The sequence below is a fragment of the Streptomyces sp. AM25 genome (genome assembly GCF_058146165.1).
The window spans coordinates 1-13,764 of sequence record NZ_JBKIWN010000068.1 but is presented as its reverse complement, the minus strand read 5'-3'; the positions used below and the strand labels follow the sequence as shown (position 1 = coordinate 13,764).

The 13,764-nt window shown below is 66.6% G+C and carries 10 protein-coding genes and 4 pseudogenes; 7 read left to right on the top strand and 7 right to left on the bottom strand.

The window, feature by feature from the left end; translation table 11 throughout:
- Window positions 1-211: 211 nt before the first annotated feature.
- Entirely contained in the window at window positions 212-1,387 is a 1,176-nt protein-coding gene (locus ACLHRZ_RS35780; RefSeq protein ID WP_490422785.1) for a hypothetical protein, read from the top strand.
- A 334-nt stretch (window positions 1,388-1,721) separates the two neighbouring features.
- On the opposite strand, the gene ACLHRZ_RS35775 is transcribed toward ACLHRZ_RS35780, so the two are convergent.
- Genes ACLHRZ_RS35775 through ACLHRZ_RS35760 form a run of 4 tightly spaced genes read right to left on the bottom strand, consistent with a single transcriptional unit; the run spans window position 1,722 to window position 5,018 of the window.
- On the bottom strand, window positions 1,722-2,891 hold the full coding sequence (locus ACLHRZ_RS35775; protein ID WP_490422786.1) for a transposase: 1,170 nt from the start codon (window positions 2,889-2,891) through the stop codon (window positions 1,722-1,724).
- Window positions 2,797-3,939 (bottom strand): hypothetical protein, encoded by a 1,143-nt coding sequence (locus tag ACLHRZ_RS35770; RefSeq protein WP_490422784.1) that lies wholly within the window; start codon window positions 3,937-3,939, stop codon window positions 2,797-2,799. The genes ACLHRZ_RS35775 and ACLHRZ_RS35770 overlap by 95 nt, the downstream gene beginning before the upstream one ends.
- A gap of 30 nt (window positions 3,940-3,969) precedes the next feature.
- Window positions 3,970-4,551, bottom strand: coding sequence for a transposase (locus tag ACLHRZ_RS35765; protein WP_490422783.1), 582 nt, complete (start codon window positions 4,549-4,551; stop codon window positions 3,970-3,972).
- A complete protein-coding gene (locus ACLHRZ_RS35760; protein WP_490422782.1) occupies window positions 4,548-5,018 on the bottom strand; it encodes a helix-turn-helix domain-containing protein in 471 nt (156 codons plus the stop codon). Before ACLHRZ_RS35760 ends, ACLHRZ_RS35765 begins: the two co-directional genes overlap by 4 nt.
- Before the next feature lie 431 nt (window positions 5,019-5,449).
- Between ACLHRZ_RS35760 and ACLHRZ_RS35755 the strand changes: the two genes are divergently transcribed.
- Window positions 5,450-6,310, top strand: coding sequence for a sigma-70 family RNA polymerase sigma factor (locus ACLHRZ_RS35755; RefSeq protein WP_490422781.1), 861 nt, complete (start codon window positions 5,450-5,452; stop codon window positions 6,308-6,310).
- 67 nt (window positions 6,311-6,377) lie between these two features.
- On the opposite strand, the pseudogene ACLHRZ_RS35750 reads toward ACLHRZ_RS35755, so the two are convergent.
- Window positions 6,378-6,686: pseudogene (locus ACLHRZ_RS35750) on the bottom strand (transposase); the annotation flags it as partial.
- Between ACLHRZ_RS35750 and ACLHRZ_RS35745 the strand changes: the two are divergent.
- On the top strand, window positions 6,586-7,116 hold the full coding sequence (locus ACLHRZ_RS35745; RefSeq protein ID WP_490422780.1) for a DUF5372 family protein: 531 nt from the start codon (window positions 6,586-6,588) through the stop codon (window positions 7,114-7,116). The pseudogene ACLHRZ_RS35750 and the gene ACLHRZ_RS35745 sit on opposite strands and share 101 nt — an antisense overlap.
- Window positions 7,113-9,155, top strand: coding sequence for a recombinase family protein (locus ACLHRZ_RS35740; RefSeq protein WP_490422779.1), 2,043 nt, complete (start codon window positions 7,113-7,115; stop codon window positions 9,153-9,155). Before ACLHRZ_RS35745 ends, ACLHRZ_RS35740 begins: the two co-directional genes overlap by 4 nt.
- 7 nt (window positions 9,156-9,162) lie before the next feature.
- Here ACLHRZ_RS35740 and ACLHRZ_RS35735 read toward each other — a convergent pair.
- Window positions 9,163-10,161: pseudogene (locus ACLHRZ_RS35735) on the bottom strand (IS256 family transposase); the annotation flags it as partial.
- A 146-nt stretch (window positions 10,162-10,307) separates the two neighbouring features.
- Between ACLHRZ_RS35735 and ACLHRZ_RS35730 the strand changes: the two are divergent.
- Window positions 10,308-10,523, top strand: a pseudogene (locus tag ACLHRZ_RS35730) (transposase); the annotation flags it as partial.
- Window positions 10,524-10,583: 60 nt separating this feature from the next.
- On the opposite strand, the pseudogene ACLHRZ_RS35725 reads toward ACLHRZ_RS35730, so the two are convergent.
- Window positions 10,584-11,811, bottom strand: a pseudogene (locus tag ACLHRZ_RS35725) (IS30 family transposase).
- A gap of 259 nt (window positions 11,812-12,070) precedes the next feature.
- On the opposite strand from ACLHRZ_RS35725, the gene ACLHRZ_RS35720 reads away from it, so the two are divergent.
- Window positions 12,071-12,517, top strand: coding sequence for a transposase family protein (locus ACLHRZ_RS35720; RefSeq protein WP_490422778.1), 447 nt, complete (start codon window positions 12,071-12,073; stop codon window positions 12,515-12,517).
- 128 nt (window positions 12,518-12,645) lie between these two features.
- A partial coding sequence (locus ACLHRZ_RS35715) for a hypothetical protein (RefSeq protein WP_490422777.1) occupies window positions 12,646-13,764 on the top strand: 1,119 nt, incomplete at its 3' end.

Genomic DNA, 13,764 nt, shown 5'->3' with positions numbered 1-13,764 from the left:
CACGGGCCAATTACGTGAGCGCCGACACACACCCCGCCCCGATGCCTGCACCCGGGAAGCGGGCCCCAACAGACTCGGCCCGGCAGGAGGGCTGACGCCTCACACCCGGCACCGGACCCCGGCCGCCCCCCGCCACACAGGAACCCGGCCCAGACCCCGCCCGGACCCGTAGCACCGCGGGTTCCCCACCCACACCGGAAAGGACACGACCATGGGCAACAACACCCCCGGACCGCCCCAGCAGTCCCCCGTCCCCAAGAACGTCACCCTCACCCCCAGCCCCGGCGCCCCCGGCGCCGACGGAGACATCCGCATCATCCTCGAAGGCGGCACAGTCAAGGCCCCCAGCAACCTGCACCTCGACCAAACCAAACAGGAGCTGGCCTGGGACGCCCCACTGGAAGGCGCCGACGACAAGACCGCCTACCAACTCACCTACATGTCCGCCACCGACACCCAGATACGGACAACCCCCGGCAACACCACCCACACCCCCATCCCGCACCTAGACGAAGACGCATACCGCGTCACCATCCGCACCACCAAGAACAGCAACTACTCCGACGCCGTCCCCACCCCACCCCTCACCCTCACCAGGCTGGTGGCACCCCAGGTCCTGGACGCCCTCACCGGCAGGCTCAACAGTCCTTACGGCGTGGCGGTGGACAACGACTCGATCTACATCACCAACTACAACAACAACCCGGTGGTGAAGGCGAAGAAGGACGGCACCAGCCCCCAGGTCCTGGACGCCCTCACCAGCAAGCTCAACAATCCTTACGGCGTGGCGGTGGACAACGACTCGATCTACATCACCAACTACAACAACAACACGGTGGTGAAGGCGAAGAAGGACGGCACCAGCCCCCAGGTCCTGGAAGCCCTCACCAGCAAGCTCAGCAGGCCTTTCGGCGTGGCGGTGGACAACGACTCGATCTACATCACCAACTACGGCAACGACAAGATGGTGAAGGCGAAGAAGGACGGCACCAGCCCCCAGGTCCTGGAAGCCCTCACCGGCAAGCTCAACAATCCTTTCGGCGTGGCGGTGGACAACGACTCGATCTACATCACCAGCCAGGGCAACAGCACGCTGGTGAAGGCGAAGAAGGACGGCACCAGCCCCCAGGTCCTGGAAGCCCTCACCGGCAAGGCCGACGAATCTTACGGCGTGGCAGTGGACAACGACTCGATCTACATCACCAGCCACAGGATGCGCACGGTGGTGAAGGCGAAGAAGGACGGCACCAGCCCCCAGGTCCTGGAAGCCCTCACCAGCAAGCTCGACGGGCCTTACGGCGTGGCGGTGGACAACGACTCGATCTACATCGCCAACCAGGGCAACAGCACGCTGGTGAAGGCGCGCTTGGGCTGGAGGAAGGGGTGAGGAACGGGGTTTGCTGGTGACGGGACGGGCGGGTTGCGGCCGCTGTCGCAAGGACAGCCCCGGGAACTGACGGAAAACCCGCCCCGCCCGGCTTCCCCCGCCTGCCCATTACCTTGTGGGCCATGCCGGAACGCCGGCGTCGAGCCTGGCAGCAGTCCAACCCGGGCCACAGGCCGACTATCACCATTACCTTCGGCCCGGCATCCCCACCGAGCAGGGGTGCACGGATCCCAGGGAGGCAGTGCTCATGACAACAGCTTGTCCTGTGTGCCCCTTCCGCGCCGCGCACACCGTGGTGCGCCGGCGCACGCCCCCCCCGGGGGGCAGCGAGCGTTCACGCAACCGGGCCCCGGACTGGATCCCATCCGAGCGAGGGGTCGTAGGAGGCGGGCGGGATATGCAGGTCCTCGGTGTCGTAGTCGCCGAACCGCAGGACGTTGGCACGGCGCTGCGGGCTGATGACCGCGAGGTCCTCGGGGCGGACAGTCCAGCCCTCGCCGGCCATCTGGCACAGTACGCCGGTCATGTCGACGGTGGTGGAGAAGATCACCGAACTCGCCACGAGGTCGAGAAACTTGACCGCCTTCTCCTGCTGCTCAGGGTCGCGTGAGGTGAGCAGGCCGTGGTTGCCGAAGGCCAGCCACTTGGTGAACCCGTTGTACGCCTCGGCCTTGTTGGTCGCCCGCGCGATCTGCTCCCTGAGAGAGGGCTCCGACAAGTACCGCAGCAGCACGACGGTACGTACTGCGCGGCCGACCTCGCGGAACACCCGGTAGGTCTCGTTCTTGCGGGAGCGGTTGTTCAGCCGGCGCAGCAGGGTGACGGAGGAGACCGTGCCCTCCTTCACCGACAGGGCGACGCGTATGAGGGCGGCCCAGTTCTTCTCGATCAGCTTCCAGTCCACTGCGGTGCGCGGATCGGCGCAGAAGAGGGCGTCGATGTGCCGGTAGCGCACCTTCGGGTCGGGGCGGTGGAAGGTCAGGTCCTGGAAGTTGCGGATGCGGGGCAGCAGATCGATCCCCAGCACATGCGCCAGTCCGAAGACCGGGGAGCTCTGGCCTTGGGTATCGGCATGCACCGTATCCGGCTGCACCGACGATTCGTTGGCGAGCAGGGAATCGATCAGATAGACCGCCTCCCACGCTCCGCACGGCACAAAACGGGAGAAGAGCGCCACGTAGGTGTCGGCCACCAGATGGTGGGCGATCCCGCCGAATCCCCCGTAGCGGATGGAGGTTTCGGCCAGCAGGTTGTCGATGACGGTGTCCATCATCGTGCCGTCCACCGCCGCCACGCTGCCGTCGCTCCACACGGCCACCAGATCGAGGAGCATGTAGGCGTCAATGACGTCCGCCCCGGCGCCGACCAGGCTGCGGACGGTGATGTGGCGCTGGGCGATGGCACCGAGCTCATGGGCGGTGACGGCGTTGCGCATGTGGCGGGCGGCCTGCGCCGGGCCCAGATTGCAGCCATAGGTGAACGCGGTGATCACGTAGCGGGACAGCGGATCCTTCAGTTTCGGATCCGAGCCGGACAGGGGGCCGAAGCGGTGCCACCAGCCCGTTCAGTGCGCAGCCCTCGCCAGATGCTCCAGCACACTGCGCGCCGGCAGGCGCCGCTCCCGCTCCGCATCCAGCGCCTCCGCCGAAGCCGAACGCTCCGTGCCGCGGCGTGCCTTGAGCGAGGGCACCCCCCGTGACGAGGTCGATGACCGGGTCCTGGTTGTCCGGATAGCCCTTGTCCACCACGGTAGTGACGTCAGTGAGCTGCATCTTCAGGCGCTGCACGAAGCCTTCCGCGGTGGTGGGGAGTCCGGCCTGCTCGCAGGACTCCGCCAGCCTCGGCACGCACTCGCTCTCCCAGTCCAGCAGCATCCGCGTCCAGTCGCCGTACTCCTCGCACCCGACCACCGCGATGTCGCCGCAGCGCAGCTCCTCCACCAGGTAGGTGAACACCATCGCCTCGAAGTGCCGGCGCACCAGCATGCCCGGCTTGTCCTTCGCGTACACGGTCTTCAGCCGGTTCTTCGACGCGAACGACAAATCCAGCACCCCGGCCATCTCCGGCTCATCCGTGCCACTGTCCTCTCCGCTAGCTGCGGCAGCGGTCGGTAGCGGCGGGGTGTCGGGGATCAGCGGGCGCGTCAGATGCTGGTGCGCCAGGACATGCTCCAGCGCATCCAGCACCGACCGGTCCTGCGAGGTGGCCACGAAAGTCAGGTGACGGGCGAGTTTGAACATGGTCGGCCGGTCCGGGCGGAAGTAGCGCTCCACCAGCGGCGCGAAGTTGTTCCCGTAATGCGCGGACAGGGATTCGATCTCCGCCAGCTGCGCCTCGAACCCACCCGCCGTCTCGACCGCCTCCCGCGCCTGCTTCAGCGCCAACACATCATCGAGCGTGCTCTCCACGGCCCGGCCGCGGTCCCCGCCCGCCGGTCCGTGGAGAGCGGCCAGGACGTCGCGGTAGGTGATGAGCAGTTGCTCGGTGACCTCCTTCTGCCGCTTCTCGACCTCAGCCAGCCTCTCCTCGGCGCGCTTGAGGTGCCGGGCCATGCGCTTCTGATTCTTCGTCTTCAGGGTGACTCATGGGGTGGTGAGGGTGAGGCCGGTTTCGGTGATGAAGCCGTCGAGGAGGGCGGGGCTGTACTGCATCTTCTTCAGCCGGGTCCGGGCCAGTTCTGTGAGGGTGTCGATGCTGCAGGCGGCCATGTTGGCGAGGGTACGTTCGAGGTGGGACCATACGCCTTCGGCGGGGTTGAGGCCCGGTGCATACGGCGGAAGCCGGAAGACCGTCAGCCAGCCGGCGCGTCCTTCGAGTGGTCTGCGCATCCGCGCGTCGGTGTGCCGCCTGGAGTTGTCCCATACCAGGACGATGTTCCCGCCGAGCTGCTGGTGAGCGGTGTCGAGGAGGCGGGCGAAACCGTCCTCGCGGAAGCCTTTCCTCTCACCCGTGCGGCCGTGGTGGACGATGGTCCGGCAGATGAGCCGGATGCGCCGGCCGGGGCGGGTGCAGATCATGCCGGCCAGGCAGACCCGTCCCGAGCCGCTGCCTTTGACCCGGACGACGGGGGTGACACCGCGGCAGGACCAGGTGCGGGCCTCCGGCGGACGCAGCCCCTGCCCGGACTCGTCCTCGAAGCACAGCCAGGCGTCCCGGTCCCTCACCGTCCTTCCACGCGCGGCCACACCTCCCGCACCCATGCCTCCACCGCGGCGTCGTCCCGCCCGACAGCACGGCGCACCGGGCACCGGGGCCGCCACCCCATCTGCCGCAGGATCACCCAGGTCTGCGTCATACCGAACCGGACATGGAACCGGCGCGCGATCAACACCGAGACCCTCGGCACGGCCCAGCACCGGTCCTCCGTCCAGCCGTGCGCGGCCGGCCCTCCTCCAGGGCCCGGGCCAGCCACTGGCACCACTCCGGCTTCATCCGTGACGCCCGCCCGCTCGGCCCTTTCGACTTCAGGGCCTCCCGGCCGCCCCCGCTCCAGCGCGCAAACCACGCATACGCGGAGCACGAGCTGCTGAAGGTACGGCTCGCCTGCCCGGACATCGCCCGCACCTTCCACGATCTGGCCAGCCACCGACAAGGCCAACTCCTGCCCGACCGGACCCGCGAAGCAGAGCATGAGACTCCTGGCCCCGTCGGCGGCTTCGCCGGGTCCCTCCGCCAGGACCTCGACACTGCCACCGCCGGACTCACGCTGCCGTGGTCTCCCGGCATCGCGGAAGGACACGTAAACAGGGCGACAACCCTCAAGAAGGCCATGTATGGCCGGACTTCGTTCAAACTCCTCCGCACCCGGATCCCCACCCACCCCAGACCTTCACAGACTTCCGGCCAGAGCCAGAAAACTCCCCACCCCGCCATCGGGAGTGGGACAGACCTGCTCACCCAAGTTGTCGCTCAACACCCCCGCCCCCTCCCTCTCGTCTGTCCCGGGGTCGGGAAGCTACGGCCGCAACCCACCAGGGAAAGGAGACGGCCCGATCGAGTGAGGCCCGGACTGCCGGCGGCCGCCGGCCAGGCCGTGACGTCGTCCAAGCAAGGTGGTGGAACATGCCGGTCGCATACGTGGGGGTTGCCCGAACACAGCAGCGCACCCAGCACAGGCGCAAGCCCCGCCCCCAGCGGGGCTGGCCCTTCCCGCCCGAATACAACCGGGACCGGGAAACCGACACCGACACCCTCTTCGCGTGTCTGGCCACAACCGAAAAAAACACCCACGCCTACCGCCAGGCCCGGGAGAAACTGATCTTGGCCCACGCCCCCATGGTCCGCCAGGCCGCCCACCGCTACAGCCGCCAAGGCATCGACACCGACGACCTCGTCCAGATGGCCACCCTCGGCCTGATCAAAGCAGTCGACCGCTACGATCCCACACGCGGCGCCTTCGACGCCTTCGCCCGCCCCTACATCCACGGCGAAATCAAACGATACTTCCGCGACGCCGCCTGGTCGGCACACGTCCCACGCGGCATGCAGGAACTCGTCCGAGCCGTCGGCCACACCCGCGCCGACCTCGCAAGCACCCTGGGCCGCGAACCAACCCGCGCCGAAGTCGCCCGCCACCTCGGCCACGCCGAACACGTCATACACCAGGCACTCATCGCCGCCAACGCCTACGAAGCCAGACCCCTCGAACACCTCACACCAGCCAGCACACACACCCACAGCCCCACCCGCCCAACACAACTCGCCTACACCGAACCCGGCTACGAAACCACCGACAACCACAACCTCCTCACCTCACTCCTCCAACACCTCGCCGACGACGAACGCCACCTACTCGAACTACGCTTCATCCACGAAATGACCCAGCAACAAATCGGCACCCGCCTCGGAATCTCTCAAGCACAAGTCTCACGCCAACTCACCCGATGCCTCACCCACCTCCATCACCACGCACACCACATCTGAACCGTTCGAGGGTGTGTCCAGTAGACGGGTCCGTAAAGTTAACGGTGGTTCTGGTGTTGTTAGTGGGTCAGCGGCGGGCGGCGGAGAGCCGGCCGTCGAAGGTGATCTCGAACGCGTTCAGAGCTGCCTTCCACCGCTGTGACCAGCGTTTGCGGCCTTGCCCGGTCGGGTCGAGGCTCATGACGGCCATGTAGACGCACTTGACCGCTGCTTGTTCGTTCGGGAAATGCCCGCGGGCCCGGACGGCTTTGCGGATGCGCGCGTTCACCGACTCAATGGCGTTGGTGGTGCATACAACTCGCCGTATCTCGGTGTCGAATTGGAGGAAGGGCACGAACTCGGCCCATGCGTTCTCCCAGAACAGGACCCTAACTGCCCCTAACCATCGTGTTCCTGACGATGAGTTGATCGTCACGCACCCCTTCCATCCCCTGTGCGGTCGGCAGGTGCGGGTGTGCCGGACGGTCCGCCGTCGGGGCCGGCTGGTGTTCATCTGCGCGCGGGGTGACGGGATCACGTTCACGCTCCCGCAGGACTGGACCGACCGGGGGCCGCTGCCTTCGGCGCACCGGGTTTCCAGCGGCGCGCTCGTCGAGCTCCGTGCGCTGGTGGACGCGCTCGTGAGCCGTTGTGACGAGAGCGGCGACGCGGTAAGCGTGGAGGAGGCTGAGGTGAGGAATCGCCGGGCCGGGGCCGGCGCGGAGGTGACAGACCGTGTTCAGGGACGAGAATCTCCGCCGGACAGCGGTTCTGTCGGTGGCCAACATGGTGCAGGCAGCAGCGCGGGCGGAGGGCTGCGGGGATGAACGGGCTGGAGAAAGTGACCGCCGGGCATCGCTCGCGCAAGGCGATCGTCTACTTGAGGCAGTCCACTTTGCTTCAGGTCCGCGAGAACACCGAGTCCACCCTTCGCCAGTACAACCTGGCCGAGCAGGCCGTCCGGCTCGGCTGGACGCGCGAGGACGTGCTGGTCATCGATGCGGACCTGGGCACCTCGGGGAAGTTCGGCAGCGACCGGGAAGGCTTCCGCGCACTGGTCGCGCGGGTGTGCCTGGGCGAGGTCGGTGCGGTCTTCGGGCTGGAGGTGTCCCGCCTGGCGCGTTCCTCGGCGGAGTTCGGCCGTCTGCTGGAGTTCGCCCGGCTCACCGACACCCTGCTCATCGACACCGATGGCGTCTACGACCTGGGCAGTTTCAACGACCGCCTCGTCCTGGGGCTGAAGAGCACGATGAGCGAGGCCGAGCTGCACATCCTCGCCGGACGCCTGCACGGAGCGCGCCAGGCAGCGGCCGAGCGCGGAGCCCTCAGGCTGCCGCTGCCGGTCGGGCTGGTCTACGACGAGTGCGGACAGGTTCTGGTGGACCCCGACCAGGAGGTGCAGGCCGCGGTCGCCGACGTCTTCCGGCTCTTCGACCAGCAGGGCTCGTCCCTGGGCGTGGTGCGCGCGTTCGCCGGGCGGAGCTTCCCGCGCCGTGACACCGGGGTGTGGGCGGGACGGCTGGGCTGGGGCCGGCTCACCCACGGCCGGGCCGCGGCCGTGCTGAAGAACCCCGCCTATGCCGGGGCCTACGCCTTCGGCCGGACCGCGAGCGCGCGCAAGGTCCGGCCCGACGGCACCGTGGTCACCTGCGTCAGCCGGCAGCCCCGGGAGAAGTGGAAGGTCCTGATCACCGGCCACCACGAGGGCTACATCTCCTGGCAGCAGCACCTGGACATCCAGGTCAGACTGGCGGCCAACTGCACCAGCACCGGTGCCCGTCCGCCTCGTGAGGGAGTCCCGATCTGCCAGGGCATCATCTTCTGTGGATCGTGCGGCTTCCCGATGGGCACCCGCTACCGGCGCGCGGACAACACCGCGGACTACGTGTGCATGCGCGCCGCCAGCGACGCGGTGACCACGTCGGGCTGCCACTCCGTCGCCGCGGCCGCGATCGACCCGGCGGTGGAGCGGCTGCTGCTGGCCGCCCTCACCCCCGAGCAGGTCCACCTCGCCCTCGCGGCCGCCGAGGACGTCCACGACCGGCACCACCGCTCGCACCGAGCGGCCGAACTCGCCCTCGAGCGCGCCCGTTACGAATGCGACCGTGCCGAACGCGCTTTCAGCCAGGTCGAACCGGAGAACCGGCTGGTCGCCCGCTCCCTGGAGACCCGCTGGGAGGCAAAGCTCACCACGCTGGCCCAGGCCGAACAGCACGTGGCCGACCTGATCGACTCGCAGCCCGCCCTGCCCGAGCCGGCCCGCCTCAAAGCCCTGGCCGAGGATCTCCCTCTGCTCTGGCATGCACCCACCACCAGCCCGAAGGACCGCAAACGCCTGCTGCGAAGCCTGATCGCGGACGTGACCGTGCGCCATGTGGACTTCGCCGACGCCCACATCGGGGTGCGCTGGCACACCGGCGCGACCGACGAAGTGATCTGCGCACGCCGCACCAACCGCACCCCCAGCGCGGCTGTCGCGATCGTCCGCGACCTGCTGGAGACCCGCAGCGACGACGAGATCGCCGAACACCTCAACCGGCTCGGCTTCAAGACCGGCAACGCGCGCCCGTTCACGGTCGCCTCAATCCGGCACGTCCGCAAGAAGTACGTGATCGGCTCGGTCCGCAGCGACCCGACCCGGCCCGGTGAGATCACCGTTCCCGAGGTCGCCCGCATACTCGGCGTTCACGAGGCAACCGTCTACCCGTGGCTGCACAGCGGGCAGATACCCGCCCGCCAGGGCCGCCACCGCCGCTGGTGCATCCCCTGGGACGAGGAGACCGAGCAACGCTGGAAGCAACGAGTCGCCTCCGAGCCCCGCATCAGGCGGCCAAACCCCAACAGCGAGAAGGAACAGGCAGTATGAAGCCGACTTCCCACAGCCTCACGATCGCGGGATACTTCCTGCCCCAGGTCTCGCAGAACTCGAGGAACTTCTCCTCCGCGACGTCCTGGGTCGGTGCGGTGTAGACGGGCTTGAGGGCTTTGGAGATCTTGTCCCAGTCCTGCCGGGCCGCGTAACGGAACGAGGCCCGCAGCAGGTGAACGACACACGTCTGTGTGATCGCCTGCGGCCAGACCGTCCCGATGGCGTCGGGAAGGCCCTTCAGCCCGTCACAGACGACCATGCAGACATCGTCAACGCCCCTGTTTTTGATCTCGGTGAGGGACCTGGAGCCAGTACTTGGCACCCTCGCCGCCGTCGCCCGCCCACAGGCCCAGAATCTCGCGGGTGCCCTCGGCCGTGACGGCGAGCACGACGTAAATCGGACGGTTGGCAACCTGCCCGTCCCTCAGCTTCACGTGCACACAGTCGATGAACAGGACCGGGTAGACCGCGAGTCCAGCGGCCGGTTCTGCCATTCGTGCATGCCGTCGATCACCTCACTGTCGGTGATCGTGGAGATCGTGGTCTTGGAGACCTCGGCGCCGTAGACCTCGGAGAGGTGGGCGGAGATCTCGCCGTGGGTCAGGCCGCGGGCGGACAGGGACAAAACCATCTCGTCGACACCGGTCAGCCGGCGCTGCCGCTTCTTGACGATCTGGGGCTCGAAGCTGCCCGCCCGGTCACGTGGGACGTCGATCTCGACCGGCCCGACCTCGGTGACCACGGTCTTCGACCGGATGCCGTTGCGGGTGTTGCCGCTGGTGGTCTTCTCGTGCTTCTCATGGCCGAGGTGGTCGGTGATCTCGCCCTCGAGAGCGGACTCGAGGATCCTCTTCGTCAGCTGCTGCAACAGCCCGCCCTGGCCGGTCAGCCGGATCCCGTCAGCCTTGGCCCGATCCACCAGCTGCCTGATCAGCTGGTCGTCCAGCGCGTCCGGTATGCCGGCGGGCTGCACTTCCTCGACAGCCTCGACCGGGATGTTCACGTCTGTCATCAGGTGTCACTTCCTGTCCGAAGATCCACCATTGACCGTACAGACCCCAGTAGACGGCTGATCCAGTTTCTGAAGCTTCCCCTTGATCGTGGACACCTGGAGACTGGGACTTGAGGTTCCAGAGGAAGTAGCACCAGGTGGGAAGCAAGTACACGAAGCGGTACACCGAGGAGTTCAAGCGGGACGCGATCGCGCTCGTCGACTCCTCGGGCAGGACGGTCACTGCGGTGGCCCGGGAACTCGGCGTCGGCTCGGAGTCGCTGCGTGGCTGGTACCGCCGGGCCGAGGCGGACCGGGGCGAGGGCGAGCCCGGTGAGCTGACCGGCGCCGAGCGCGAGGAACTCAAGCGGCTGCGCAAGGAGGTCCGCGAACAGCAGCAGACGATCGAGATCCTGAAAAAGGCGACCTTGGTTTCAACCGGTCAGTGCAACGCTGCGGCGAGTTTATCAGCGGGAGTCTCGTAGCCGAGGGTCCGGCGGGGGCGGGTGTTCAGCCGTAGAGCGACGGCGTCCAGGCCTTCTTGTGTGTAGAGGGACAGGTCGGTTCCTTTCGGAAAGTACTGGCGGAGCAGGCCGTTGGTGTTTTCGTCGGAGCCGCGCTGCCAGGGGCTTTTCGGGTCGCAGAAGTACACGCTGATGTCCGTGGCGACGGTGAAGCTTTTGTGGTCGGCGAGTTCGGTTCCCCGGTCCCAGGTGAGGGACTTCACCGGTTCGCCGGGCAGGTTCCGGACGTGTCGGGCGAGGGCGGTGACGACACTGTCGGTGTCCTTGCCGGGGACTTTCACCAGCACCACGTAACGCGAGTGGCGTTCGACGAGAGTGGCGATGTGACTGTTCTTCGCCCCCGTGATCAGTTCCCCTTCCCAGTGGCCGGGCACGGCCCGGTCTTCCGCCTCGGCGGGGCGTTCGCGGATGGAGACCGCGTCGCGGATCTGTCCGCGCTGCTGCCCCGCGGTCGAGGCGAGCTTGGACCGGCGCATGGTGCGACGCTGGCGCAGGTGCGCGGTGAGTTCCTTCTTCAGCACCCCGCGGGCCTGGATGAAAAGACTGCGGTAGATCGTTTCGTGAGACACATATTGAACCGAAACTCTTCTGGTTCCTTTTCGCAAAGCTGTGACCTGCGAGGATGCCGCAACAGTCCAGGAAATCCAAGAGTTTCGGATCAATACATAGCGTGTCCGCGTCCGTAACGGCGGGCAAGCCACCCGGATATCTGCTGCGGCGACCACTCCATGGACAGTTTCTCCGCGACCGCTTCGCGGAGTTGAGGGTTCTCCCGCAGCCGGCAGGGCTTGGGCCTGCGGGCATTGTCCCAGGCCCTTTCATCGGCCGCCGCGGCCCTGTATCCCTTGCGGCCGCCATGCCGTCCGACTTCCCGGCCGACCGTCGACGGTGCCCGCCCGAGCCGCGCCGCTATCACCCGCAATGATTCCCCGCGGGCCAGCCCGCGGGAGATTTCCTCACGTTCTGCGAGCGTCAGCGCACCATCCGCTCGCTTCCGGGGTACGGGAACGAATCCTCCGTTCGCGGCGACCACTCCGTGAACGGAACCCGGCACCCGGCCGAGCGCACGGCCGATCTCGCTCAGCGACTGACCCTGCTTCCAACGCCGCCAGACTTCCCGCTTCTGCGCGTCCGACATCCCCGGACGACCGATCCTCGCCACCCTGCAACACCTCCAGCACCCTTCTACCTGGAGTGTTGCACTGACCGGTTGAAACCAAGACCTTCTTCGTGAAGGAGAACGACCGGTGAGCCAGGGCTGATTCATAGTCCTGTCGGCCTCGAAAGCCAGCGGGTCACAGGGATGTGACGGGCTCTCACGAGAGGGTGTCTCGCATGCAACGAAGCTCCGATGGTCAAGGGGGCCTCGCAAGTCGCCCTGTCGCACCGGGGCTTCGATGTGTCGTCAGTCTGCCACGGTCTGCTTGGTCGAGTCGCCCGCCGAGGTGCAGCGTGCGGTCGGTGGCATCGCCGGGCGGCTGGCGTCGCTGCCCGGTCCGCGGGCCCGGCGTGGACGCCGGCACTGTCTGACGACGGTGCTGCTGGCCTGCTGTTGCGCGGTGCCGGCCGGAGCCCGTTCCATCCGGGCGATCGGCCGGTGGGCCCGCAACGCCCCGCAGGAGGCCCTCGCTCTCCTCGGCGCCACCGCCCGCGGTCCTTTCGGGGTGCGCAGGGCGCCCTCGACGGCCACTGTGCAGTGCATAAGCACAAAATCTTCGGCTACCTCACACCAGCCGAGACCAGGCAACGACACCAGCACGCCCTTGCAGCGCAACGATCACGTGTCCGAGACCACGGGGAAACTTCATTGCCCCGCGCGACACTATCGCCTGACATGGCGTTAGCCGAGAATACTCCCAAAATAGGGCCGTTCAGGGTGAAATATCAGACGGGAGATCGCCTCAAGGTGAAATTCAACCCCATTTAAAATAAATCAGCGAATCTTTTAAATTCCCTGCCAATGGAGGATCATATGACTACGCCTGTGGCTCCTGGCGTTTACGTGAAGGAAGCTTCTAGTGGTGTGCGCTCGGTGGTGGGGGCAGGCACCTCAACTCCCGCCTTCTTAGGCATTACCGCCACCTACGATAAGAGCAGTCCTGAAACGTTCCGGCCTCGCCTAGTACGGAGCTGGACCGAATTCTGCAAGGCGTTCTTCCCTACCCCGCCGGACGCAGTGACCGCCCTGGACGCCGCCCGCAACGCTTACAAGCAGGCGGCACAGCGCGGCGAAACCCTGGCCATCATCGGCAAGGAAGTTGCAGCAGCCGCTGATGACTTCGGTAAGGCCAAGGACGATAAGGGCAAGGCTGCCGTGGCCGCCGCCTTGGTACAGAATGTCGACAAAGCCATCGAAATCGCAAAGGAGTTTGGCGCCAGCGAAACGGACAGCGGGATCAAAGATCTAAAAACAGCTGCAGGCAGTTTGGGGAGCCCGACCGTCGAAAAAGTCAAGGAGGTGGAGACTAAATACGGAGCCGCCTTCAAAAGCTGGGCCGAGGGTTTCAATTCATTCGCGTCCCTGAGTGGTGACCTGGATAAGGTGTACGAGTCTCTTAACGGAGAGAACGGCCTGTCCAGCGACAACGTTTTCAAGCAGAAGGAGGCACTGTCCAAACTCGACAGCCAGTTCAAGGCGATCACATCTCCCGCCGTCGGCAAGCATCAGGGCCTGGGGAGTCTGAAGTCCTTGGGCCAGCAGCTGGTGTCAGCGGTCAACATGGATGACGGCTACCTGGGTGAGGCCGTGTTGGGCTTCTTCGCTAATGGCGGGGGATCGTGCTACATCGTTCCGGTCAAGAAGGGTGCTGCTCCGGCCGTGGCCGACATCCTGGGCAAGGATGATATCGGTGACGGGCTTGCCGGGCTGGCGAAGGTCCACGAGGTCAGTATGGTCGCAGTCCCCGACCTGCCGATCCTCGTGGCCAATGCAGAGAGCGCCGCAGGCTACATGCAGGAGGTAGTCGGGCACTGTGCGAGAATCGGCAACCGTCTGGCGATCGTCGATCCCTTGAGCGCGGACGCCCTACCTGATGCCGCCGTCAAGACGGCCCAGAAGGTGACGGGGCGTAAGGACCTGGCTGCGTTCTAC